Origin of the sequence: Actinoplanes cyaneus (assembly GCF_016862095.1) — a bacterium.
Lineage (GTDB): Bacteria > Actinomycetota > Actinomycetes > Mycobacteriales > Micromonosporaceae > Actinoplanes > Actinoplanes cyaneus.
On the sequence record NZ_BOMH01000045.1, the window covers coordinates 81421 to 103368 of the forward strand.

The 21948-nt window shown below is 71.5% G+C and carries 23 protein-coding genes and 1 riboswitch; of the genes, 10 read left to right on the forward strand and 13 right to left on the reverse strand.

Annotated elements, in window-relative coordinates; all coding sequences use genetic code 11:
- Positions 1 to 44 precede the first annotated feature (44 nt).
- Both Acy02nite_RS30230 and Acy02nite_RS30235 read left to right on the forward strand, forming a co-directional pair.
- Positions 45 to 2222, forward strand: coding sequence for a GH92 family glycosyl hydrolase (locus Acy02nite_RS30230; protein ID WP_239175370.1), 2178 nt, complete (start codon positions 45 to 47; stop codon positions 2220 to 2222).
- Between the two features lie 12 nt (positions 2223 to 2234).
- Complete coding sequence (locus tag Acy02nite_RS30235; RefSeq protein WP_203747078.1) at positions 2235 to 3479, forward strand: glycosyltransferase; 1245 nt, start codon at positions 2235 to 2237, stop codon at positions 3477 to 3479.
- A 121-nt stretch (positions 3480 to 3600) separates the two neighbouring features.
- Here the strand turns inward: Acy02nite_RS30235 and Acy02nite_RS30240 are convergent, their stop codons facing one another.
- The 3 genes from Acy02nite_RS30240 to Acy02nite_RS30250 form a co-directional block, all read right to left on the reverse strand.
- Positions 3601 to 4227 (reverse strand): endonuclease domain-containing protein, encoded by a 627-nt coding sequence (locus Acy02nite_RS30240; protein ID WP_203747081.1) that lies wholly within the window; start codon positions 4225 to 4227, stop codon positions 3601 to 3603.
- A gap of 533 nt (positions 4228 to 4760) precedes the next feature.
- Positions 4761 to 5234, reverse strand: coding sequence for an SRPBCC family protein (locus Acy02nite_RS30245; protein ID WP_203747084.1), 474 nt, complete (start codon positions 5232 to 5234; stop codon positions 4761 to 4763).
- Positions 5231 to 5590 carry an ArsR/SmtB family transcription factor gene (locus Acy02nite_RS30250; RefSeq protein WP_203747087.1) on the reverse strand — a complete coding sequence of 120 codons (360 nt, stop codon included), beginning with the start codon at positions 5588 to 5590 and terminating at the stop codon, positions 5231 to 5233. Before Acy02nite_RS30250 ends, Acy02nite_RS30245 begins: the two co-directional genes overlap by 4 nt.
- A gap of 137 nt (positions 5591 to 5727) precedes the next feature.
- Positions 5728 to 5845: riboswitch (SAM riboswitch) on the forward strand.
- An 11-nt stretch (positions 5846 to 5856) separates the two neighbouring features.
- Here Acy02nite_RS30250 and Acy02nite_RS30255 point away from each other — a divergent pair.
- From Acy02nite_RS30255 to Acy02nite_RS30265, 3 genes are all read left to right on the forward strand, one after another.
- Positions 5857 to 6150: a hypothetical protein gene (locus Acy02nite_RS30255; RefSeq protein WP_203747090.1), complete on the forward strand. Its 294-nt coding sequence runs from the start codon at positions 5857 to 5859 to the stop codon at positions 6148 to 6150.
- A 68-nt stretch (positions 6151 to 6218) separates the two neighbouring features.
- Positions 6219 to 7181 carry a hypothetical protein gene (locus tag Acy02nite_RS30260; RefSeq protein ID WP_203747093.1) on the forward strand — a complete coding sequence of 321 codons (963 nt, stop codon included), beginning with the start codon at positions 6219 to 6221 and terminating at the stop codon, positions 7179 to 7181.
- A 50-nt stretch (positions 7182 to 7231) separates the two neighbouring features.
- Positions 7232 to 7534 (forward strand): hypothetical protein, encoded by a 303-nt coding sequence (locus Acy02nite_RS30265; protein WP_203747097.1) that lies wholly within the window; start codon positions 7232 to 7234, stop codon positions 7532 to 7534.
- A gap of 15 nt (positions 7535 to 7549) precedes the next feature.
- Here Acy02nite_RS30265 and Acy02nite_RS30270 read toward each other — a convergent pair whose 3' ends face one another.
- From Acy02nite_RS30270 to Acy02nite_RS30285, 4 genes are all read right to left on the reverse strand, one after another.
- Positions 7550 to 8056 carry a GNAT family N-acetyltransferase gene (locus Acy02nite_RS30270; RefSeq protein ID WP_203747114.1) on the reverse strand — a complete coding sequence of 169 codons (507 nt, stop codon included), beginning with the start codon at positions 8054 to 8056 and terminating at the stop codon, positions 7550 to 7552.
- Positions 8057 to 8060: 4 nt separating this feature from the next.
- Positions 8061 to 8750, reverse strand: coding sequence for an amidohydrolase family protein (locus tag Acy02nite_RS30275; RefSeq protein WP_203747131.1), 690 nt, complete (start codon positions 8748 to 8750; stop codon positions 8061 to 8063).
- Entirely contained in the window at positions 8647 to 9597 is a 951-nt protein-coding gene (locus Acy02nite_RS30280; protein WP_203747149.1) for a TolB family protein, read from the reverse strand. Before Acy02nite_RS30280 ends, Acy02nite_RS30275 begins: the two co-directional genes overlap by 104 nt.
- 93 nt (positions 9598 to 9690) lie before the next feature.
- On the reverse strand, positions 9691 to 10608 hold the full coding sequence (locus Acy02nite_RS30285; RefSeq protein ID WP_203747165.1) for a PD40 domain-containing protein: 918 nt from the start codon (positions 10606 to 10608) through the stop codon (positions 9691 to 9693).
- Between the two features lie 205 nt (positions 10609 to 10813).
- Here Acy02nite_RS30285 and Acy02nite_RS30290 point away from each other — a divergent pair, with 205 nt between their 5' ends.
- Positions 10814 to 11695 (forward strand): TIGR03560 family F420-dependent LLM class oxidoreductase, encoded by an 882-nt coding sequence (locus Acy02nite_RS30290; protein WP_203747182.1) that lies wholly within the window; start codon positions 10814 to 10816, stop codon positions 11693 to 11695.
- 752 nt (positions 11696 to 12447) lie between these two features.
- Positions 12448 to 13074, forward strand: coding sequence for a PilZ domain-containing protein (locus Acy02nite_RS30295; protein ID WP_203747185.1), 627 nt, complete (start codon positions 12448 to 12450; stop codon positions 13072 to 13074).
- 22 nt (positions 13075 to 13096) lie between these two features.
- On the opposite strand, the gene sigJ is transcribed toward Acy02nite_RS30295, so the two are convergent.
- From sigJ to Acy02nite_RS30320, 5 genes are all read right to left on the reverse strand, one after another.
- Positions 13097 to 13954, reverse strand: coding sequence for an RNA polymerase sigma factor SigJ (gene sigJ / locus Acy02nite_RS30300; RefSeq protein WP_239175352.1), 858 nt, complete (start codon positions 13952 to 13954; stop codon positions 13097 to 13099).
- Positions 13951 to 15075, reverse strand: a complete 1125-nt coding sequence (locus Acy02nite_RS30305) for an NAD(P)/FAD-dependent oxidoreductase (protein ID WP_203747203.1) — start codon at positions 15073 to 15075, stop codon at positions 13951 to 13953. Before Acy02nite_RS30305 ends, sigJ begins: the two co-directional genes overlap by 4 nt.
- A gap of 98 nt (positions 15076 to 15173) precedes the next feature.
- Positions 15174 to 16442 (reverse strand): DUF4190 domain-containing protein, encoded by a 1269-nt coding sequence (locus Acy02nite_RS47295; RefSeq protein WP_203747205.1) that lies wholly within the window; start codon positions 16440 to 16442, stop codon positions 15174 to 15176.
- 104 nt (positions 16443 to 16546) lie between these two features.
- Positions 16547 to 17749 carry an esterase-like activity of phytase family protein gene (locus Acy02nite_RS30315; protein WP_203747208.1) on the reverse strand — a complete coding sequence of 401 codons (1203 nt, stop codon included), beginning with the start codon at positions 17747 to 17749 and terminating at the stop codon, positions 16547 to 16549.
- 278 nt (positions 17750 to 18027) lie between these two features.
- Positions 18028 to 19143, reverse strand: coding sequence for a glutamate-cysteine ligase family protein (locus Acy02nite_RS30320; protein WP_239175354.1), 1116 nt, complete (start codon positions 19141 to 19143; stop codon positions 18028 to 18030).
- Positions 19144 to 19453: 310 nt separating this feature from the next.
- On the opposite strand from Acy02nite_RS30320, the gene Acy02nite_RS30325 reads away from it, so the two are divergent.
- Both Acy02nite_RS30325 and Acy02nite_RS30330 read left to right on the forward strand, forming a co-directional pair.
- The gene (locus Acy02nite_RS30325; protein ID WP_203747213.1) at positions 19454 to 20020 is read left to right on the forward strand and encodes a hypothetical protein; all 567 of its coding nucleotides are present in this window, start codon (positions 19454 to 19456) and stop codon (positions 20018 to 20020) included.
- Between the two features lie 91 nt (positions 20021 to 20111).
- Positions 20112 to 20555 carry a hypothetical protein gene (locus Acy02nite_RS30330; protein ID WP_203747216.1) on the forward strand — a complete coding sequence of 148 codons (444 nt, stop codon included), beginning with the start codon at positions 20112 to 20114 and terminating at the stop codon, positions 20553 to 20555.
- Between the two features lie 17 nt (positions 20556 to 20572).
- Here the strand turns inward: Acy02nite_RS30330 and Acy02nite_RS30335 are convergent, their stop codons facing one another.
- On the reverse strand, positions 20573 to 21112 hold the full coding sequence (locus tag Acy02nite_RS30335; RefSeq protein WP_203747219.1) for a hypothetical protein: 540 nt from the start codon (positions 21110 to 21112) through the stop codon (positions 20573 to 20575).
- A gap of 242 nt (positions 21113 to 21354) precedes the next feature.
- Here Acy02nite_RS30335 and Acy02nite_RS30340 point away from each other — a divergent pair, with 242 nt between their 5' ends.
- Positions 21355 to 21732 carry a nuclear transport factor 2 family protein gene (locus tag Acy02nite_RS30340; protein WP_239175356.1) on the forward strand — a complete coding sequence of 126 codons (378 nt, stop codon included), beginning with the start codon at positions 21355 to 21357 and terminating at the stop codon, positions 21730 to 21732.
- Positions 21733 to 21948: the final 216 nt, after the last annotated feature.

Consider the following 21948-nt stretch of genomic DNA (forward strand, 5'->3'; position numbering starts at 1 on the left):
CCTTCATCGGCACCGCGGCGACCGACCTGCCTAGGGCACACGGTCTGGCCGCCACTTGGTGGTGGCCGAAGCCGCAGGTGGGCAACACGCATCCCGGCGCGACCTCGCCCCTGGGCATGGTCAGCGCCTGCGCCTATTCGGGCGCCTACCCGACCGGTTACGGCCGGTACGCGAAGAACACCGAGGGCGTGCCCGAGGAGATGTTCGAGCGCACCGAGGCCTCCGGCTTCACCCATTTCCAGCAGTCCGGCACCGGCGCGATCCGCAAGTACTACAACTACGTGCGGGTCACCCCGATGGTCCAGCCGCTGGACGATCTCGGTCAGTCCTGGGCGCTGCACGACGAGCGCGCCGAGCCCGGGTATTACGCCGCCAACCTCGACACCGGGGTGCGCAGCGAGATCACCGTGGGGGAGAAGGTCGCCGTGCACCGGTACACCTTCCCCGACCATCACTCCGCCCGGGTCGTCATCGACCTGTCGTGCGGTGGCCTCGCGATCGACCTGGGCCGCACGGTTCCGCTGCGCGCGCAGGTGGAGAGCATGGGCCACGGCTGCGCGCAGGGCACCGTGGTGATGGAGGGCGTGCCGCTCTCGGTCTACCTGGAGGCCGACACCCCCGGGTGGCGGCAGATGCTCTGGTACGACCGGCGCCTGATCCCCGGCGGCACCAGGCTGGACTTCGACAGCATCCGGAGCACCACGCTGCGCCCGTTCGGCCTGCTGTTCATGGGCTCGGCGCGGGCCGGGCAGACCATCGAGGTCCGGATGGGCTTCTCGCTGCGCGGCCACGAGCAGGCCAAGCGGAACCTGCACCGGGAGTGCGGCACCGACGCCGAGCCGGCCTTCGAGCGCGTACGGGCGGGCACCAGGCACCGCTGGCGGGACCACCTCGACCGGGTGCAGGTCGAGGGCGGCACCCCGGCCCGGCGCACGGTGATGGCGACAGCGCTCTACCACTCGCTGATCAAGCCGTGCTTCGCCGACGACGAGAGCCCGTTCTGGCCCAACTCCGGGCCGTACGCGTTCGACATCTGCACCATGTGGGACATCTACAAGACGCAGATCCCGCTGCTGCAGGCGATCGCCCCGGACCGCGCCATGGACCTGCTGGAGTCGCTGATCCGGGTCTGCGAGGAGGAGGGCAACTTCCCGATCGGCTACCGGATGGCCCGCGGCGCCGACCGGTTCTTCCGGCAGGCCTCGGCCCTGGCCCACACCGCGATCGCGGACGCGCACGCGCTCGGCCGGGGCGGCGTCGACTGGGGTTGGGCGCTCGTGCACATGGTCGACGACCTGCGCCGGATGTACGGCGAGGACTTCTTCGAGCACGGCCTGGTCCACCCGATCACGCACACGCTCGACCTCGCGTACGCCCACCACTGCACCGCGAAGGTCGCCCGCGCGCTCAACGACCGCAAGCTCGCCGACGACCTGGAACGCCGCAGCCACCAGTGGGTGAACGCGTTCGACCCGTCCACCGGCCTGCTGCGCGACTCCGAGTTCTACGAGGGCGGCAAGTGGAACTACTCGTTCCGGCTGCTGCACGACATGGCCGCGCGGATCGAGCTCTCCGGCGGCGACGCCGGCTTCATCGACAAGCTGGACCGGTTCTTCGGGTACGGCGCGGAACCCGTCAAGCAGCCCGGAATCGGCCCGCAACCGGCGGAGATGGCCCTCGGGTACGCGCTCAACCGGTTCGAGGGCCTGAACAACGAGCCGGACATGGAGGCCCCGTGGGCGTACCACTACGCCGGCCGCCCCGATCGCACCGCCGAGATCGTGCACGCCGCGCTCACCTGGCAGTTCGGCACCGGCCCCGGCGGCCTGCCCGGCAACGACGACTCCGGCGGCCTGAGCGCCTGGTACGTCTGGGCGTCGCTGGGCCTGTTCCCGGTCGCCGGGCAGAACCTCTTCCTGGTCAACACGCCCGCGTTCGCCCGGGCCGCGCTGCGCGTCGGTGACGAGGAGTTCATCATCGAGACCAGCGGGCACCGCGAGACCCCGATCGGCGTCGACGGCCTCGACCGTGACCCGCCGGCTCAATACGTTCAGTCCGCCACGCTCAACGGCAAGCCCCTCGACCAGGCGCACCTGTCCGCGACCGACGTGCATCGCGGGGGCCGGCTGCATCTCAAGCTCGGCCCCGAACCATCGGCGTGGGGCCGCGGGAACCGCCCGCCGTCCCACTCCTTCACCCTTCACCAGCCTCCTGCGACGTAAGAAGGAATGACCATGAGCCGTCCTACTCGGAGACTCGTGATCGCGGTCCGCGCCGACCCGGTTATCTGCGGACACTCGGGCGAAGCACGCAACCTCGCCGAAGTGGCCCTGACCCGGGGCTTCGACGACGTACGCCTGCTCACCTGGCCGATCCCCACGCTCCAGGCCGCCGGTCTGCCGTTGAAGCCGCTCGACCGGCTGCTGCCGTACAGCGACGGCATCACCGTCGAGCGCCCCGAGGCGGTCGGCGACTACCGCGTGCCCGACGGCCGGCACCTGGCCGGGCTCACCGGCCGGCTGGTCGAGCTGCTCAGCGACGGCGTGCCCACCGTCTGCCTGTCGATGTACCTGGTCCCGCACACGCAGGTGATCAACGACGCGGTCACCGCGGCCCGCGCCGCCGGCTTCGACCCGCAGGTGCACACGATCGCCAAGGCCGTCGGGTCGGACGTCACCAACGTCATCCGCTCCTGCCTGCGCGAGGGCCGGGTCGGCGCCGCGACCGTCCTGATGACCACGTTCCTGGCCAGCGACGAGGTGGTCGCGGTCTCGGAGTACACCAAGGACGAGATCATCGCCTCGGCCGAGGAGGTCGACCGGCACTGCGGCACGACCTTCGCCCAGCAGTGCCGCGAGCGGGTCACCGTCAGCTACCCGCCGATCGACTCGTCAGCCTTCCTCGACCTCGACGAGGACACGATCGACGCGGCGCTGCAGAAGCGCGGCCTCGAACGCGGCAAGTACCTGCTCTTCCTGTCCCGGGTCGCGCGGGCCAAGGGAATCTACGACCTGGTCATCGCGTACGGCCAGATGCAGGCGCGCGACAAGATCCCGCTGGTCGTCGCCGGCAACGGGCCCGCGCTCGACCACGTCCGCGCGATGGCCAGGGACGACGACCGGATCATCTTCCTCAACGACGTCGACGACGACGAGAAGCCGCTGCTCATGGCCGGGTGCGCCGCCTACGTGCTGCCCACCAAGCCGGAGCCGGACTTCGTCGAGACGTTCGGCATCGCCCTGGCCGAGAAGATGCTGGCCGGCGGCGGCCCGATCGTGACCACCCTGACCGGCGGCACCGGCGAAGCGGTCGGCGACACCGCCGTGATCGTCGAGGCCGGCGACATCAACGCCTTGGCCGAAACCCTCGACCGGGTCCTCCTCGACATGCCCGAGTCCGAGAAGCGCGCCATGGAGATCCGCGCCCGCGAGCACGCCATGTCCTTCGACCGCGTCGCCGTCTTCGACGACCTCTTCTGACCCCAGGGCGGCCCGCCCTCCAGGCCGCCCTCCTCTCCCGCTCCGCCGCCCGCACCCTCGCGATTGCCGCAGTACGCCCCTAGCCCCGCCCCGCCACCTCATGCGCGAGGCCCGCTTCGGGTCACGGTGGCTGCCGCGGGTCGCGGTCCCGGCTGGTTCTCATGGGCGTTATTCGTGCCTCATAACGCCCATGAGAACCAGCCGGGACCCCGAGCCGCTCGTCGGCCTGGGGCCGCGTCGGCGGGGCTTGGGGAGTTCGGCCTGGGGCCGCGTCGGCGGGGCTCGGCTCGGGGCCGCGTCGGCGGGGCTTGGCGAGTTCGGCTCGCACGGCTTCGGCTGTTTCCCGGGGACGGTGGATGACGTCGGCGGCGGTGAAGCGCAGGACCGTCCAGCCGAGCCGGCGCAAGGCGTTGACCCGGGCGATGTCACGGCGGAACTGGCCGCGCTCCCGATGGTGGTCACCCTCGTACTCGGCGGCGACCCGGGCTGCCTGCCAGCCGAGGTCCACCCGCCCGGCCAGGCGCCCGGACTCGTCGCGTACCTCGACCTGCGGCTCGGGCGACGGCAGCCCGGCATCGTGGAACAGCAGCCGCAGGCGCGTCTCCATCGGTGACTCCGCCCGCCCGTCCGCCAGGGACATCGTCCCCCGCAGCAGCGGGACCCCGGGCCACCGGGCACGGCGCCGGGTCAGCTCCACGACTGCGCCCGCGTCGAGAATCCCCCGGTGGAGCATCGCGTCGATCAGCACCAGCGCGTCGGGGCGCGGAAGCCGCCCGGCCGAGGTCGAAGGCGGTCCGTTCCGGCGTCGTGACCGGCAACCCGCCGAGCTCGGTGACATCCTCCGGCCCGAGGACGGTGTGATGCACCGAGACCCGGCGGAGCCGGTTCATCCATTCGTCACGAGGGGCGACCGCGGTCACCGGTGGGTCGGGTTGCAGGAGATCCGCGCCCCACAGGTGGGCGGCGCTCGGCCCGCCGATCGCTGTGCCCCCGGGCATGATCAACCCGCGGGCGGCACACCTGACCCGATGATCCACGGCCAGGCCGGCGAAGATGTAGACGTCGGGCAGGAGGCGAATCCACACCCGACCCTTCAACATGCTCCAGCTGATCGTTCCCGCGTCCACGGCGGTGGAACCCCGGAACGGCGCGGTGGTCAGGGACGCGGGAACGGTGGCGTTGCGCGGCATCCTGACAGGATCGTGAATTCCCGCCCGGCTCGCTCACGCCCTGTGGACAACCTGAGACGGTGCCCTTGGTGAGGTCGCCCTGTGGACAACGTCAGACGGTGCGCTTGGTGAGGAGGGTGTCGAGTTTGGCGTAGCCCTCGTTGACGCCCGTCTCCATGCCGCTCTTGAGCCACGCGTCCCGGCTCTCGAAGCTGTCCACCAGGGACTGGGCGTGCAGCCGGGTCCGTCCGTCGCCCAGGTCCTCGAAGGTCAGGGTCTCCAGGGCGACACTGTCCGGCTGGCCCTCGAACGTGAACGTCTGCACGATCCGCTCCGGGCCGGCCTCGTGGAAGCAGCCGCGGAAGCCGTACTCGTCGTCGCCGCGCACCGCCGTGTACCGCCAGGAGCCGCCGTTCCTCGCGTCCCAGTGGTCGATCCGCACGGTCGTCGTGTCCGGCCCGCACCACTGCGCGAACAGTTCCGGGTCGGTGTGCGCCCGGAGCAGCTGCTCCGGCGTACCCGCGAAGTCTCTGGTGATCCGGATGATCGGAACGTTCTTGTCCGCCTCGATCTGTGCCTCGGTCATTGTCCCGCGCTCCTCTGCTCGTTCGGCTCGTTCCCGTCCTGCATGGTTCGCAACACCACGTCCAGGCGCTGGTAGCGCGCCTCGGCCCGGCGCCGGTACTGCTCGATCCATCCGCCGACCTCGTCGAACACGTCACGCTCCAGCCGCACCGATCGCGGCTGCGGCCCCGGCGGCCTGCTCACCAGGCCGGCCTCCTCCAGCACCTTGAGGTGCTTGTAGACGGCCTGGAGCGACATCCGGTACGGCTCGGCGAGCTGGTTGACCGTCGCGTCTCCGTCGGCCAGCCGCGCGACCATGTCCCGGCGGGTCGGATCCGCCAGGGCCGAGAACACCCGCGACAGCTCATCCGCCGGCATCGTGTCCCTCGTTTCAACTCGTCGGTTGAAAGGAACAGTAGACGACTCGCCGACAAGTGTCAACCGAGGAGTTGAAAGAGCAGTTCAGGCGTTCATCACGATTGCTGCGGTCGCGACGCCTGATACCGTGCCAGTCAAGTCATGAGTGCCAGCGCGAAGCCCCGGCTTGCTGGCCGGCAACCCTCCAGTTCGTGGGTGGGGTGCCCCGGGTGATGACCGGACCCGGGCGCGCGGTGCGCCGGGTAAGCCGCGAAAGGGATCACTCCGTGCTGCTCAAGAAGCTCGACGCGCCGGTTCTCGACGGGCGCCTGGTCCGCCTCGAGCCCCTGGAGAGGCGCCACGCGGCGGACCTCGCGATCGCGGCGGAGGAGAACCGCGACTCCTACCGGTTCACCTGGGTGCCCCGGTCGGAGGAGGTCGACGACTACCTCGACGCACAGCTCGCGAGGGTCGAGGCGGGCGTGCTCGCTCGTGGGCGCCGGGCGAGGAGGGGCAGTTGCGGGACTCCGCGCTCTACTCGATCATCGCCCCGGAATGGCCGCGCTGCCGCGCCCACCTGACATCTGTCATCGAAGGGTCCTGATATCCGGCCCAGGTTGCGGCGTCCCGGCGATGGTCTGGTGTAGACATGCTCCCTGCCGGATTGTTCTTCCTCGCCCCGCTCGTCGCCGAGTTCCTGCTCGGCAATCTGCCCATCACGTTCCTTCCCGCGGTGCTCGTGCTGGCCCCGCTCTACGGCGGCGGCGCGCTCCTGATCCGGGAGCTGGCCCGCCGTCGCGGCCTGGGATGGCCGAACATGATCATCCTGGCCGTCGGCTACGGCGTTCTCGAGGAAGGGCTGACCACCCAGTCGCTGTTCAACCCGAACTACGCCGACCAGCACCTTCTCGTCGACGGCTACCTCCCGGCGCTCGGCATCGCCGTCCCGTGGACCCTCTTCGTCGTCGGCCTCCACGTGTTCTGGAGCATCTGCGCGCCGATCCTGATCATGGAAGTGATCTCCGGCGAGCGCCGCACGACCCCCTGGCTGGGCCGCCGGGGCCTGATCGTGACCGCCGTCCTGTTCGTGATCGGCATCGCGATCAGCATCGCGATGAACATGTCGATGTGGCCGTACACCGCGACCGCCGCCCAGTTCACCGTCACCGGAATCGTCCTGGCGCTGCTGATCGCCGCAGGACTTCTCCTGCCGATCACGGTGCGCCCGCGCACCGGCGCCGCCCCAAACGCCTGGATCGTCCTGCTCACGACGCTCGTCGCCGGTGCCGTCTACCAGGGCATGACTCTGCTCGACGTGCCCACCTGGCCGACGGTGGTGATCTTCGTCGTGAACGTCGCCGTCTACCTCACCCTGATCGCGATCTGGTCCGCGAGGCAGGGCTGGACCAGCCGGCACTACTGGGCGATCGGCAGCGGCGCCCTGATCACGTACGCCTGGCACTCGTTCGTCGAATCCCCGGTCGGCGCGGCCGCCGTCATCCTCGACCAGCTCGGCAACGCCGTCTTCACCCTCGCGGCGCTCGCCCTGATCCACCACGCCTACCGGAAGACCTTCAAGCCCTCCGCGCGTACGGTCGATGCGGTCCCGTGAGCAACCCGGGGCCGTCCCGCGGTGTTGCGTCGCGCTGATGGAATGGGCCGATGGATTCCTGGGAAGCAGCTCTGCTCGTCATCGCGACAATCGGGTCGCTCGCCGCCGCGGCCGGTGCATGGGTCCAGGAGAGGCGCAGTTCGACGGTCCAGCTGGAGGCCGTTCAGCGCAAGCTCGACCTGATCATCGAGCATCTCGGCATCGCCGCGCCGGGGGAGGCGGAGGTCATCGAGCACCTGGAGCAGGGCCGGACGGTCGAGGCCATCCGCACCTACCGGAAGCAGAACGGTGTCGGCCTGGTCGAGGCGAAACAGGCAGTCGATCGGATGGCCGACCGCAGGACGCGTGGGTAGGAACAACTGACCGGGTTACAGCGGCTTGGTGTAGACCCGGTAGTCGGCGTGACCGGCCAGCAGCGGCGCGAGCTGCGGATACTGCTCCTCCAGACGACCGACGCGCAGGATCCGGTAGCCGAGCCGCGAATACCACTCGTGCAGGAACTCCTTCGACGCGAGCCGGAACTCCCGCGGCACCAGCAGTTCGAGGCGCATCGTGTGGTCGCCCCGCGAGCGGCAGAAGTCCTCCGCCCACCGGATCAGCCCGCCGCCGATCCCTTCGCCGCGCCGTGCGGGGTCGGCGGCGAGCATGCCGAACTCGCCGGACCCGTCCGGCATCCGTTGCACCCGGACCACCCCGGCGAGCTGCCCGTCCCGCAGGTCGGCGACGAGCTCGCCGGCCCGGGCGAGGGCGGTCACCTCGGCGAGGGTGGTCCGGGTCGTCCCGTCCTGCCACAGCCCCTTCTCGGACTCGCGGTAGACGAGGTTGATCAGTTCGGTGGCGGCGCTGGCCTGGGCCGGGTCGAGCGGCAAGATCACCGGCCTAGATTACGTCCGAGCAGCAGGCGTGCCGGCTGTGCTCCACGTACGCCGGGTCGTGCCACCAGAACGCGGCCGACGCCGGATCGCCCACGACAGTGCTCTCGGTGAGCGCCGCACGGGCGGAGACGAACGGCGCCAGCAGCGAGGGCACGTCGTGCAGGACCCCGGCCGCCATCACCTGCCGTACGTTCGCGGCCTGCCCGATGTCGATCAGCGGGTCGCCGCCGAGAATGGCCAGGTCGGCGTAGAACCCGGGGGCGATCCGCCCGATCGGCTCCTCGAGGAACTCCCCGGGAATCCGGGTGGCGGTGCTCAGCGCCTCCCACGGCGTCATGCCGTACGCCACCATCGCGCGCAGGTTCAGGTGGGTGCTGACCGCGTTCGGTGAGATCGGCGAGTCCGTCCCGGTGATCACCCGCCCGCCGCCGCGCAGGACCCGCGCCACGTGGGCCACCTGCCGGGCGAGGTTGCGCCGGTTGACGGTCTGGTCCGTGGTCCGGGCGCCGTCCGCGATCGCGCGCAGGGCGGCCCACTCCCAGCTCGGGTAGAGGGTCCGGGCCCGGACGTCCTCCACCAGCCCGTCGTCGTCACCCAGGAGCACGACCGCGCCGAACAGGGTGGGCGTCAGTGTCGCCCGGCTGTCGGTGAAGATCCGGGCCACGTCGGAGTACGCCGACCCGAGCGCGGTCACCGTCCGCGAATAGCCGAACCGGTTCGTCGCCCCGACGTGCTCCTGCCCGTCCCCGCCGAACGCGAAGGCCGGATAGTGGTAGTGCGAGGTCGCGTGGATCCCGTGCCGGCACCGAGTCCCGCGCGTCCACCACCCGCCCGTCGGCGGTGGAGCGCGTCGTGACCTCGACGATCCGATGCCCTTCGACCACCACGTCGGCGTCGCGGGTCACCGACCGGCTCACGCCGTCCCACAGCCGGCCGGCGCGGATCACGGTCCGTCCGCGCGGCGCGGTGTTCGCCCAGGTCAGTTGCAGCGGTACGGCACGGGGCCGCCCGCCCCGCGCCGACACCAGCCGGAGCCGCCCGTTGTTCAGGTACAGCAGCGTCGACGAGTCCCCGCTCCAACTCGGCGCGTCGGTCACCTCGTCCGTGACCTGCCGGGGCGTCCCCGCGAACGTCCCGTCCGGGTGCACGTCCACCACCCACAGCACGCTGGCCACGACGAACGCCATCCGCGTCCCGTCCGGCGACCACACCGGCCCGTCGTCCCCGCGGGTCTGCAGCGACCGCGACGGCAGCGGGTCCACGTACCGCCCGGCCCCGGTCACGGTGTCCACCAGCAGGATCTTGCTGAGCCCCTCCCGGTAGCGCGCCGAGTACGGCACGATCGCGGCGAGCGCGATGGTCCGCCCGTCCGCCGACCAGCTGGGCCGCCCCGGCTCGAACGTGGCGGTGAACAGTTTCCGCACCGCCCCGCTCGCCACCTCGACCGTGTACAGCGCCCCGGTCTGGTCCAGGAACGCCAGCCGGGAACTGTCCGCCGACCAGCTCCCGGAGACCGCCGCCGCGCCCGGCAGCGCGGTCAACTGCCGGTCCTCGCCGGTCGTCAGGTCGCGGAGCCAGATGTCGAGCTTGCCGCCCCGGTCCGTCGAGTACGACAGGTACCTCCCGTCCGGCGACTACGCCGGATCCGACTTCCACCAGGTCGGATTCTTGGTGAGGGGGCGCGGCGGCTGCCCGATCCGCATCGTCCAGATGTCGTTGAGCGCGCGGAACGCCACCGACTGCCCGTCCGGTGAGAGCACCGGGCTGCCGATCCCGAGCACCGGCCGCGGCTGTGGCGACGTGAAGTCGCGACGGCGTTTGCGGTAGTCCGGCGTGGTCAGCGTGACCGCCGCGGAGAAGCCGATCGCCGACCGGCTCGCCGACCCGAGCGCGCGGCGGTGGATGACGCCGTCCGACCCGTACCCGAAATGCTCGCCACCCGGGCCGAAGGAGACCCGGAAGGGGAAGACCTCCTCGCCGGTGATCTCGGGTCTTCCGTCGCGCCACAGTTCGCTGCGGCCGTCGAGCGTGACCTGGTAGAGGATGCCCGAGCCGTCCGGGGTCCACTCCGGCCCGTGGATGACCTGGCCGGCGGGCGCCTCGACCCGGGTGGACCGCGCGCCGGTGACGAGCGAGACCACGTCGATCCGGGTGTTCGCGACGACGAACGCGATCCGGGTCCCGTCCGGTGACCACGCCGGTTCGTACTCCTCCAGGCTCGTGTCCGTGATCGTGCTGATCGCGCCGGAGGCCAGGTCGAGCCGGTGGATGCCGTAGCTGCCGCCACGATCGCCGGAGAACGCCAGCGCGCGACCGTCCGGAGAGTAGCGGGGCTCCCGGTGATCGAACGGCCCGCTGGTGAGTTTGCGCAGCCCGGAGCCGTCCGGCCGGATCGTCCACAGGTCGAACGACCCGGTGCGGTACGACTGGAACGCGATCGCCGAGCCGTCCGGAGCCCAGTCCGGTTGCGCGATGTCGAAGAGGTCGCCGGTCAGGCGCCGGGCCCGCCCACCCGGCGCGGGCAGCACCCACAGCACGCCGACCAGGTCCATCGCGATCCGTTTGCCGTCCGGCGACAACCGGACCGCCAGGTCGGTGCCCTGGTCGAGCCCGGTGCGCCCGGCCGGCGTGGTGGTCGGGGCGGGGGCCGCACGAGGGCCGCGCTGGCCGCCCCCGCCAGAAGCTGTCGTCGGCTGACTGTAGTCATCGCTTTAATAGGCACCTGTTGATGGAATCGGGCAACGATAGGGTTACCGTATGCGCATCTCCATCTGGCCTGGTGCAGGTCAGTCCTGGTCCGGCATCCTCGAGGCCGGACGTCACGCGGAAGAGACCGGTTGGGACGGCATCTGGATCGCCGACCACTTCATGCCGAACACCGGCCCCGGCCGCGACCCCCTCGCGCCGACGCTGGAGGCCGGCTCGCTGGTCGCCGCGCTCGCCGCCGCCGTCCCGCGCGTCCGGATCGGCACCCTGGTCTACGGCAACACCTACCGTCACCCGGCCGTCGTCGCCAACATGGCCGCGACCGTCGACCACATCAGCGGCGGCCGGTTCACGCTCGGCGTCGGCGCCGGCTGGCAGGTCAACGAGCACCAGCAGTACGGCATCGACCTGCCCCAGACCCGGCAGCTCCTGGACCGTTTCGTCGAGGCGCTCCAGGTGATCCACGGCCTGCTGCGCACCCCGCGCACCACGTTCGCAGGTGAGTACTACCAGCTCACCGATGCCGTCTGCGAGCCGAAACCGGTGCAGGACCCGCTCCCGATCATGATCGGCGCGAAGGGCGAGAAGCGGATGCTCGACGTCGTCGCGCAGTACGCCGACCAGTGGAACACCTGGGGCCTGCCCGACGTGATCGCCCACAAGTCCGCGATCATCGACCGCTTCTGCGCCGAACGCGGCCGCGACCCGAAATCGATCGCCCGCACCGCCCAGGCGCTCACCGTCGTCGACGGCCCGCTCCCGGAAGGCCTGCCCATGCCGGTCATCGGCGGCAGCCCGGCCAAGCTCGCCGACACCTTCGCCGAGTACCGCGCCGCCGGCCTCGACGAGCTGATCATCCCGGACGGTTTCCTCGGCACCGGCGCCGAGAAGCTGAAGAACATGGACACGGTGCTGTCGCTGGTCCGCGGCTGACGCTTCAACCAGAAGATCAACTTCAGCATTGCCTGCGTCCGCTGTGGTCCAGATCGTCGCTCCCGCGGGGACCCTTCCGGGCCGAGCAGGGCGCTGGCGCGCCCAGAACGCCCAGCCCGCAAGGGCGATCTCCGTGGGTGCTCCCGCTCAGAGCAGAAACCCCGGTCACCGCTCCGAGCCCGCCGCCGAGTCCCGCCGGCCGGAGCCCGTCGACGACTGCCGCCGCCCCGCGCCCGTCGATGAGTGCCGCCGGCCCGAGCCCGTCGATGAGTGCCGCCGGCCCGAGCCCGTCGATGAGTGCCGCCGGCCCGAGCCCGTCGATGAGTGCCGCCGACCGGAGTCCGCGACGCCGCTGGTGGTCCCGGTAGCAGCGCGCCGCCAGGTTCCGGCTGGTCCTCATGGACGTTATTCGTGCCTCATAACGCCCATGAGGACCAGCCGGAACCGCAACCCGCGCTGCCGGACCACGGCGGCGCTCGCGGGCGCGGTGCAGACCGCAACCCGCGTTGCGGGCTTGACCACGGCGGCGCTCGCGGGCGCGACGTCAAGGGGCCGGGCTCACGACGTACCGCGGGACGGGTCTGGGAAGTCGGCGGAGCGGGGGCGGCGGCAGCGACCGGGACCGGCGGCGGAGGTCGCGGGCCGCTACCCGGATAGCAACGTTGCGACCTCTTACGTCGCCCGGCGCCGAGCCGACTTTGGATGGCGACCCGCGCGGTGCGGGCCAAGGCGAGGTGAAAGGCCGACGTGTGATGGAGCTTCCCGAGATCGGTGCCCCGATGTTCCTGGCTCTCGGGGACGGCGTGAACTTCCGGTCCCGGCTGGAGTCGGTGGAGGACGACACGTTCAGCGTGGCGGCGCCGCTGGAGACGACCGGCCCCACGGGTTTCCTGCCCGGCTACGAGTTCGAGGCCTTCTGGGTCCCGCCGCGCACCCGCGTCGTGATGCCGGTGCTGCTCAAGGGCGTGAGCGACGAGGCGCCGTTCCGCTGGACGCTGTTCCCGACCGCCGAGCCGACGATCAGCAACCGCCGCGAGTACGCCCGTGGTGGCGCCGGCGCCCCGATCCGCCTGTTCGGCGAGTGGGGCCCGCAGTACCTGCAGGGCAGGATGCTCGACATCAGCGAGGGCGGCCTGCGCTTCTGGGTGCCGGACGCGAAGATGTTCAAGGAGGGCGACTACATGCGCGCCCTGGTCTGGCTCGGTAACGGCGAGGCCGAGATCAAGGGCAAGGTCTACGCGGTTCGCCCGGCCGCCGACGAGCCCGGCCACCACGTCGTGCTGATCTTCAAGACGGTTGACCCGCTGGCGCAGATGATCCGGCAGTACGTGATCGCGTGGGAGATCGGCGAGCGCCGCAAGGCCCGCCAGGACCACTGATCGCGGCGGGACCGCCACAGTCTCACAGGTCCCGCAGGACACCTCCCTGAACAGCCGCCAGCTTGTCCGGGTTGGCGGTGTTCAGGATCGCCGCGACCCGGCCGTCGTCGTCCAGGTCCAGGGTCATCGTGCCGATGACCCGGCCGGCGCCGCTGATCACCAGGCCGGGCCCGCCGTTCATGTCGACGAGCGCGGCCACCATCTGGTCGGGGCGCACCCCCTGGTACGGCCGGGTGCCGACCCCGCTCAGCCACGCCGCGACCCGCTCGGCGCCGTGGACCGGCCGCATCGCCTGGCGCACCTTGCCGCCGCCGTCGGTCCACAGCGTGACGTCCGGCGCGAGCAACTCCATCAGCGTGTTGATGTCGCCGCCGGACGCCGCCGCGAAGAAGCGCTCGGTCACCGCCCGCTGCCGGTCCCGGTCCGCCGGGAAGCGGGGACGTTCGGCCCGCACGTGCTCCCGCGCCCGGTGCGCCGTCTGCCGCACGCTCTCCGGGGACCGCTCGACCGCCTCGGCGATCTCCTGGTAGCTGAACGCGAACGCTTCCTTCAGCACGAACACGGCCCGTTCCAGCGGTGTCAGGTTCTCCAGCACGAGCAGCAGGGCGGGCGCGACGTCCGGCACGTCACCGCTGGTCAGGACAGGTTCGGGCAGCCACGGGCCGACGTAGGCCTCCCGCTTGGCGGCGCGCAGCCGGTCCATCGCCAGGTTCGACACGATCCGTACGAGATAGGCCTTCGGGTCGGCGATTAGACTCCGATCCGCCGCCGACCATCTCAGCCACGTGTCCTGCACCGCGTCCTCGGCGTCGGCGGCGCTGCCGAGAATCCGGTAGGCCACCGAGAACAGCAGATTCCGGTACTGATCGAAGACGGTCACGGGCGCCACGCCATTGCCGAGGCGGGCATCCGCAGGGCGCGGCGGAACACGGGCCACGGCGCATCGCTCACCGTCTCCTTGTACCAGACCGCGGCCCGTCCGGTCAGCGCCGCCCGCCCGGGGGAACCGTCGGCGTGGGTGAACTGCACGACCGCGTCCCGGCGGCCCAGGCTGATCGGTGCGTGGTAGTACCCGAACCGGAACGCTTTGACGGGTTTCCCGGTCAGCTCCCGCACGATCTGCGCGGCGGTGTGCGCGCCGGTCGGCATGCCGCCCTGGCAGGTGCCGTGCATCACCCCGTAGCGCTGGGTGATCGCGGCCGCGTCGCCGATCGCCCAGACCTCCGGGTGCGAGACGGACCGCAGCGCGGCGTCGACGACGATCCGCCCGCGATCGTCGACGGTCAGCCCGGCCTTGGCCGCCAGGGGCGACACGCGCACGCCGCTGGTCCACAGGATCACGTCGGCCGGAACGAGCCTGCCGTCGGCCAGGGCGGCGCCGTCACGGCGTACCGCGGCAATCTCGGCGACCTCGACCGAGACGCCGAGTCGGTGAAGAGCGGAGCGCAGGTGGTCGCGGGCCTTGGGCCCGAGGTCCTTGCCAGGCTCGGACCGGCCCAGCAGGTGCACCGTGAGCCGGGGGTACCGCTCGGCGATCTCGGTGGCGGCCTCCAGCCCGGTCAGCCCGCCGCCGCAGACCAGCACGCGGCCGTCGCTCATCCCGGCGAGGCGGCGCGCGAACAGGTCCGCGTCGTTCGCCGAGTCCAGGGTGTACGCGTGGTCGGCCGCTCCCGGCACCGCCGCCGTGTCCGCCGAGCCGCCGAGCGCGTAGACCAGCGTGTCGTACCCGATCTCCCGCTCGTCGTCGATCCGCACGGTCCGCGCCGTGAGATCGATTCCGGTCACCCAGCCGACCTCGAGATCCTTGACGAGGCGCGCGATCTCCAGCTGCCGCAGGTCCTGACCGGTGGCGGTCCGGTGCAGCCGCAGCCGCTCGGTGAAACGATCGGTGGCGTTCACGACGGTGACCGACACGTCGTCGCGCCGGCGGGTCCGCCCGATCAGGCTGACCGCCGCGAGCATGCCGGCATATCCGGCGCCGATGACCACGATCCTGTGCATTGCCCTGCCCCTTCCCGAGGTGTTTTACCGCGAGACGGAGCAGGGGAGCGGTGTCGTGAGGTGCTATGACTCAGGTCACACGAAGGGTCACGCGAAGGTCATTTGGTGACCATGGAACCGGTCCACTTGCCGGACTTCGGCGCGGCGATGCAGGTGACCTTGCGATCCGAGGTCCACAGGGCCTGCGTCGGGTAGATGTACCAGTACTTCGCGTTGGCGAACTTGCCGACCGCGAACCTGTCGAGCGCCTTGTCACAGCGCTTCTGGGATTCCGACTCGACCTTCGGCTCGCCCGGATAGGTGCCCTTCGGGAACGTGTACGTCGCGTACACCTCGCCGCCGTGCGACACCTTGCAGGAGACCACGGTGAACTCGTCCGCGCTCGTGTCGTCGGTGATCTCGCTGATGCAGTCGCCGGGAACAAGGTCCTCGGTCTGTGTCGTGCCGTCGTCCTCCGCGGTGGGCGCGGTCGTCGGCTCCTCAGTGGCCTCCACGGTGGGCCGGCCGGTCGCGACGACGTCAGGTGTGGTCGTCGCGGTGGTGTCCCCGGTGAGCACGCTGATCGCGACCACGGCGGCGATGGCCACCGTCCAGAACGCGGACAGGCTCAGCCCCGCGATCGCCAGACCCCGGCCCCGGTCGCCGCGCCGGCGGATCTGCGACAGCCCGAGAAAACCGAAGATCACGCTGAACAGGACGCCGCCGAGGATGCCGAAGACCAGCGCGGCGACGGCGGCGGCGTTGAGGTCGCGCTTTCCCTGCGGGCCGAACATGGGATAGCCCGCGTAGCCCGGCGGCGGGTACGCGCCGGGCGGGGGATAGGCCCCGGGCGCCTGATAGGCCGCCGGCGGATATCCGCCGGGCGCCGGGTAGGCAGGGCCGCCGGATGCCGGGTAGGCGTGTCCGCCGGGCGCCGGGTAGGCGGGTGGAGCGTAGGCCGCGGGCTGGCCCGGCGGCGGCGGATATCCACCGGGTGCCGGGAAGGCGTCCGGCGGGACGATGCCGGGCTGCGGGAACGCGGCCGTCGGCGGGTAAGCGGGCTGCTGAGCCGGCACCGGGCCGGAAACCGGCAGCGTCGGTGGGGCGGACTCACCAGGCGGCGGGCTCAGCGGCGCTGTCGGCGGGGCGGACTCGGCGGCCGCCGGGCTCAGCGGCGCTGTCGGCGGGGCGGACTCGGCGGCCGCCGGGCTCAGCGGCGCTGTCGGCGGAGTCGCGGGCGGGCTCAGCGGCACCGTGGGCGGGCTCAGCGGCACCGTGGGCGGTGCCGCCAGCGGATCACTAGCGAGCGGTGCCGGGGCCAACGGATCAGCCGGCTGTAGCGCCGGACCGGGCGCCGGAACCGGCTGCCCGGGAATCTCCTCGTTCACGCCGGGACGTTATCCCAGCAAGGATCGTTTTCCGTACTCGCGGCGGTGTCGATTCCGTATCGACGACGGGGTGAGGCCACCGCGCCCCACCCCGTCCTCGGCGTTCAGCGCAGCAGGTCCCGGTCGGCGTGCAGCCGCCGTGGCAGCTCGATGGTGATCCACTCGTTGTTGTCTGCCTGGCCCTCGGTCCGGCCGCTGGAGAACGGGAAGTTGTTGTCGTTCAGCACCGCGAGATGGGTGTCGTCGAGGATCACGACGTCCTCGATGGTCTGGAAAGGGAACGTGAACGTCGTCCCGAAACCGCCCAGCTTGCGCGGATTGGCGATGTTCATCAGGTCCACCAGCAGCGTCTTGTCGAGCAGGCCGTCGTGGTCGCGGTCCCGCTTGTCGGCAAGGTAGAGCCGCTTGAACTTCGCGGTCGCGCCCTGCCCGCCGTCCCGCTCGATCACCAGGAAGCGGTTGTCGTCGACCGCGATGGCGTCACCGATCGCGTTCGACGCCGACTCCAGCCGGTAGGCGTAGCGCTTGCCGGTGTACGCCTGCTTGCGCGTGTCGAACTCGTTCAGCCGCAACTGCCCCGGGGTGTCACCGTTCACGGTGCCCTCCAGCAGGCCGTAGACGTACCGCCCGCTCGGCGAGTAGGCGAGCCCCTCGAAGCCCTTGCTGCTGGTCGTCGTCGCGGGAACGCCGGTGCGCGCGGCGGTCTCCGGCGCGACCACGCCGTCCAGCGCGATCGGCGCGGTCAGCAGCCGCCCGGCCCGGTCGAAGTGCAGCAGGTACGGCCCGAACTCGTCACCGATCCAGAACGTGCCGTCCTTCGCCTTGACGATCGACTCCACGTCGAAGTCCGCGCCGGTCAGCACCCGGTCGTCGCGGACCAGCTTCCACGGGACGTGCCTGTTCGGGTCCGTCAGGTTCAGCCCGCCGACGACGTCCACCGTGTTCGTCGCGAACGCCGGGGCCAGCTTCTGGATGCGCAGCAGGAAGTCGGCCGAGTTGGCCTGGTTGCCGTACCCGTTGTCGGAGAGCACGTCGAACGTGCCGTCGTGGTTGTCGACGATCCCGGAGAAACCCTGCACCGGCTGGTCCGCGAACGGCGCCGTGAACCCGTGCAGGTCACCGGTGGCCAGCGCGCCCGACGGCTCACTGCCCGGGACGAACGTGCCGGCCGGCAGCGACGCCCAGCCGGTCAGGGTCGGGGTGGTGACCTTCGAGTGGCTGCCCGCGTTCGACGCGGTGCCGGTCAGGGTCACGGCGAGGACCAGCGCGCCGGCGCCGGCAAGCGTGCGAGTGACGATCTTTCCCATGTGGCCGGACGTTAGGGAGACCGGATGAACCCCGGGCAACACCCCGGTGGCCGTCGATGAAGTCTTTCCACCCAAGATCAACTTCTTCGTGTCCCAGGTCCGCTGTGGTCCGGACCGCCGCTCCCGCGGGGACCCTTACGGGCTTCGCAGGGCCGTGACCGGCCCAGAACGCAAACCCCTCCAGGGCGACCTCCGTGGCGGGTCGAGGTCACCCCGGACCCCGTCGCCGTCCGGCTGGGACCGAGGTGCGGTCGTCGAGCCGGTCGGCGGGGGCCGGGTCAGACCGGGCGGACGGTGTGGTCGAGGAGGTCGTCGGCGGGGCAGCGGCCGCGGTTCACATACGTCTCGGTGAAGTCGGCGACCGCATCCCGCAACGTACGACTCACGCCCTGCCGGGCCAGCGCACCATAGGCCGCGAGGAAGCACGCGCGGGCGGCGTCCGCGAGCACCGGATCGGTGAGCGCGTCCCGGGCGGCCCGTTCCCACAGCAGCGGCTCGCCGGCCAGGTGCGCGGTCGCCGCGTACGCCTCCTGCGCCGCCCGCGGATCGTCGAGCAGCGCCGTGATCACCGCGACCGGCACGCGCCAGCCGTTGCCGGGCTGACTGTCCACCACGTCGATCTCCAGGTGACCCCGCGCGGCGACCGGCGGGCGCAGGCCGGCCAGGTGACGGTCGAGATCGTTCGCGGTCAGGCGGGCGCCGGTGCGGAAACGTTCGCGGAGGCTGCGACCGGTGATCGTGGGCGAGTCCATGACGTGGGCGGCCCACGCCGTACGCGGATCGATGGCGGACCCCGGCCCGAAGCCGGCCGCGAGCGTGTCCGGAATGCGCTGGACGGGAAGGTTCCCGGGGTGACCCGGCAGGACCGCGAGATCGCGGCGCAGGGCCTGCCGGACGCTGCGCCAGCCGGTCGGGCGGCCGTGGCGCAGCGGCGCGTTGGCGAACGCCGCGGCCAGCACCGGAGCGAGGTTGTGCGCGAGCACCCAGCGGCGCCGCAGCCCGAGCGGGCCGTCGTCGTCCGGGCCCGCCTCGAGGCCGATCCGGATGCCGGCGGTGCCTGTCGCATAGGTGTGCGGCGGGTCCGCGGGGCTCGCCTCGGTCGCGAACGGCAGCACGGTCAGCCCGTGCTGATCCATCACCCGGGTCGCGGCGGCCAGGTCGTCGGACATCCGCCGGAGCGCGACCTCCAGCCCGGGCGACGGGGGCGCGCTGACCACCGCGACCCGCGACGACCGCGCGTCGAGGAAGCCGTGCCGCAGCGGGCGCCGACCGGCCGGCGCGGACGCCGGATCGAGCAGCAGGTCGACCGCGACCCCGACGAAGCCCGGCAGGCCGGGAGCGAACGCCCGCGCCGTGACGAGTTCCTCGGCGGCCTGCTCGGTCAGGTTTGTCACGCGATGCCTCCGCAGGCGCTCGGGAAGTAACTTCTCTGTTCGGCTGTCGGTCTGTTCAGCTGTCGGTCGTCCGGGCGGCCGGTCGAGCGCCGTCGCCGGGGTGGGGCCGGATGCGGTCGGAGCGCCTTTCGGCGTCTCCGCTGCTCCGGCCACCGGCCCCGTGGCGGCGAGCATAGCATTCCTATCTGAGCGATAGGAATATCCGGAGAGGCCTTAGGGGTGGTGACGCACATCCCTGAGGGCGGGAATCAGGGTCGCCTCCGGGAATGCGCCGGTGCTCCCGCCCCCGCGCCGGTCATAGCGTCGGCGCATGACATCGAACCCGGTCGTCGTCCGCGGTGCCGCCCTCGCCGCTCCGGTCCTGCTCCTGCTCTACGGAGTCCTCCGATTCGCCGACGGTCTCGACGGCCACCGCGGCCCCGGCCCGCTTTGGAACGCCGGTCACGTCGCGTTCTTCGCCGCGATGGCGCTGTTCGGCGTGCTCGCCGCGGGGCTGCGCGCCCAGTTCCCGCAGCGCCACCGCCTCGCCACGACGGCCGCCTCGATGACGTTCGCCGGCGTCCTCTGCTTCCTCTGGGTGATCGCCGGCGACCTCTCGGCCACCGTGCGGGACGCCGCGCCGATCCCGAACGTGCTGGCGATCGCCGGCCCGATGCTCTTCCCGCTCGGCACGCTGATCCTTTTCGGCCTGCTGGTCGCCGCCCGTCGCCTGCCGGTCTGGACGCCGCTGCTCTTCGGTGCCGGCATCGCCGCGATCACGGTCGATCTCGATCTGCTCCCGTTCGCCGCACTGGCCATCCTCGCCGCGCTCACCCCGCTGCGCCGCGCCGACCGCCCGCGCCACCTGCGCCCGCGCCCCGCGATGTTCCTGCACTGAAACCCCGCGCCGGTGCGGCCATTGCCGTCCTCGCCGATCGTCCCGGGCCCGGCGGCTCGAAAATGTCGTAGGGGAGTGGGAGGCTCGGCGCATGGAGATTCTTCCCGGAGAGGGAGTCGCGCTGGTTCGGGTCGGCGAGACGAGAGACATGGTGGAGACGCGTCTCGGTCCACCACCGCATCCCGGCATCGCGGCCCGCTCCATCTACGACACCGAGCCTGCCCTGGTGGTCGACTACGACGACGACGTGGTGGAGCTTGTCGAGCTCGGCTCCTCGGGTGAGGGCGGCGAGCAGGCGACCCTCGACGGCGTCCAGTTGACGTTCCGGTTCATGGACGACGTGGTCGCCGAGCTGGTCGCGCTGGGTCACCGGCCCGAGCGAGGCGCCCTGGGATATACGTTCCCGGCCGGTTTCACCATCTTCTCGACAGGTTCACGCAGCGCCACCGACCTCGACCCGTTCGCCGCGCCGGACGATCCGCGCGAGATCGTCGAGGGCGTCGGCATAGCCCCCGCGGCGTACTGGATGGGCTGACCCCACCCCCGCCGGCGTCAGAAGTTGATTTTGACGCCGATGTTCTGGCAGGCGGTGGTGAGGTTGCCGCTGAGCTTGTCGAAGCCGGCGTCGGCGGCCGCGCTGATCGGGTCCTTGGCGGACGCCGCCTTGCTCACCTCGTCGGCGACCGCCTTCGCCGCCACCGTGACCTCCGACGTCTTGGCGAAGATGAGCGCCCCGCTGACCGTCTTGTGGAACGTGACGAAGGCGTCCTTCGCGGCGGCGGCGTCCACGTGGCCGTCCGCCTTCTGGTTCTGCAGGATGGTGCCCTTCATCGTGCTGCCGGCCTTGTTCACGATGTCGCAGAGCCCTTTGTCGCCGCCCTCGTTCACCCCGGTCGACGCGCCACCGCCGGCCTCGGCGATGCGATCGGCCGCCTCGTCGGCCGCCTCCGCTGCCGCCGCGCTGCTGAGCGGCGCCACGCTGCGACCGGACGGCGCCGGCGCGGCACTCTTGGTGTCCGAGTCACCGCAGGCGGCAAGGCCGGCCAGGCAGGCGCAGAGCAGGGCGACGGGAACGATCCGGGAACGCATCACGGCCACGGACGGTAGCCGACGATCCTGAGAACGACCACCAGGCACCGACCCGTCCCCCGGTACCCGAGCCCGCCGGCCTGCCCGCCCGCCTCGCCCCGTGGCTGAGCCGGCCTGCCCGCCTCGCCTCGCCTCGGTGGCCGAGCCGGCCCGCCTCGGTTTCCGGGCCGGCCCTCCGGTAGATGCGCTTCTGCCTTCGGCAGATGGGGGAGGGGTGCGGGCCGGAACCTTCCTACGCTGGGCCGGTGAACGAGAATGAGCTGACCGCCGCACTGCTCGCCGCCGAGCGGCAACTCCAGGACGCGCAACGGAACGGCGACACCGGCGAACTCGGCCGGCTGCTGCACGACCGGCTGATCGCCATCGGGCCGGACGGCGCCCGGTACACCAAGGGCGACGACCTGGCGGCGTACCGGTCGGGCAGCTCGGTGATCGAAACCCTGACCCAGGAGAGCTTGGAGCATCTGCTCGTCGGGACGACCGGCGTCACCTTCGTCGTGTGCGCGGTGACCGGCACCTTCGGTGGAGCGCCGATGAGCGCACGCCTGCGCTATACGCGGACGTGGTCCCACAGCGAGGACGCCGGATGGCAGATCGTCGCCGCCCACCTAGCCATCCTCTAGACCTGCCCGGCCGGCGACCCCCGGGGAGCAGCTCCGAAGCGCCGCTATGCAACGGCTGGTGCTGAGGGTTGTGTCCGGGCGGTTCGGCAGCCGTGAGTGCCAGCCGAGGTCCGGCGGCTGGTGCTGGGGGGTGTGTCCGGGCTGTTTGGCACCCGTGGGAGCCAGCTGGGGTTCGGCGGCTGGTGCTGCGGGGTGTGTCGCGGGTGGTTGGTGGGC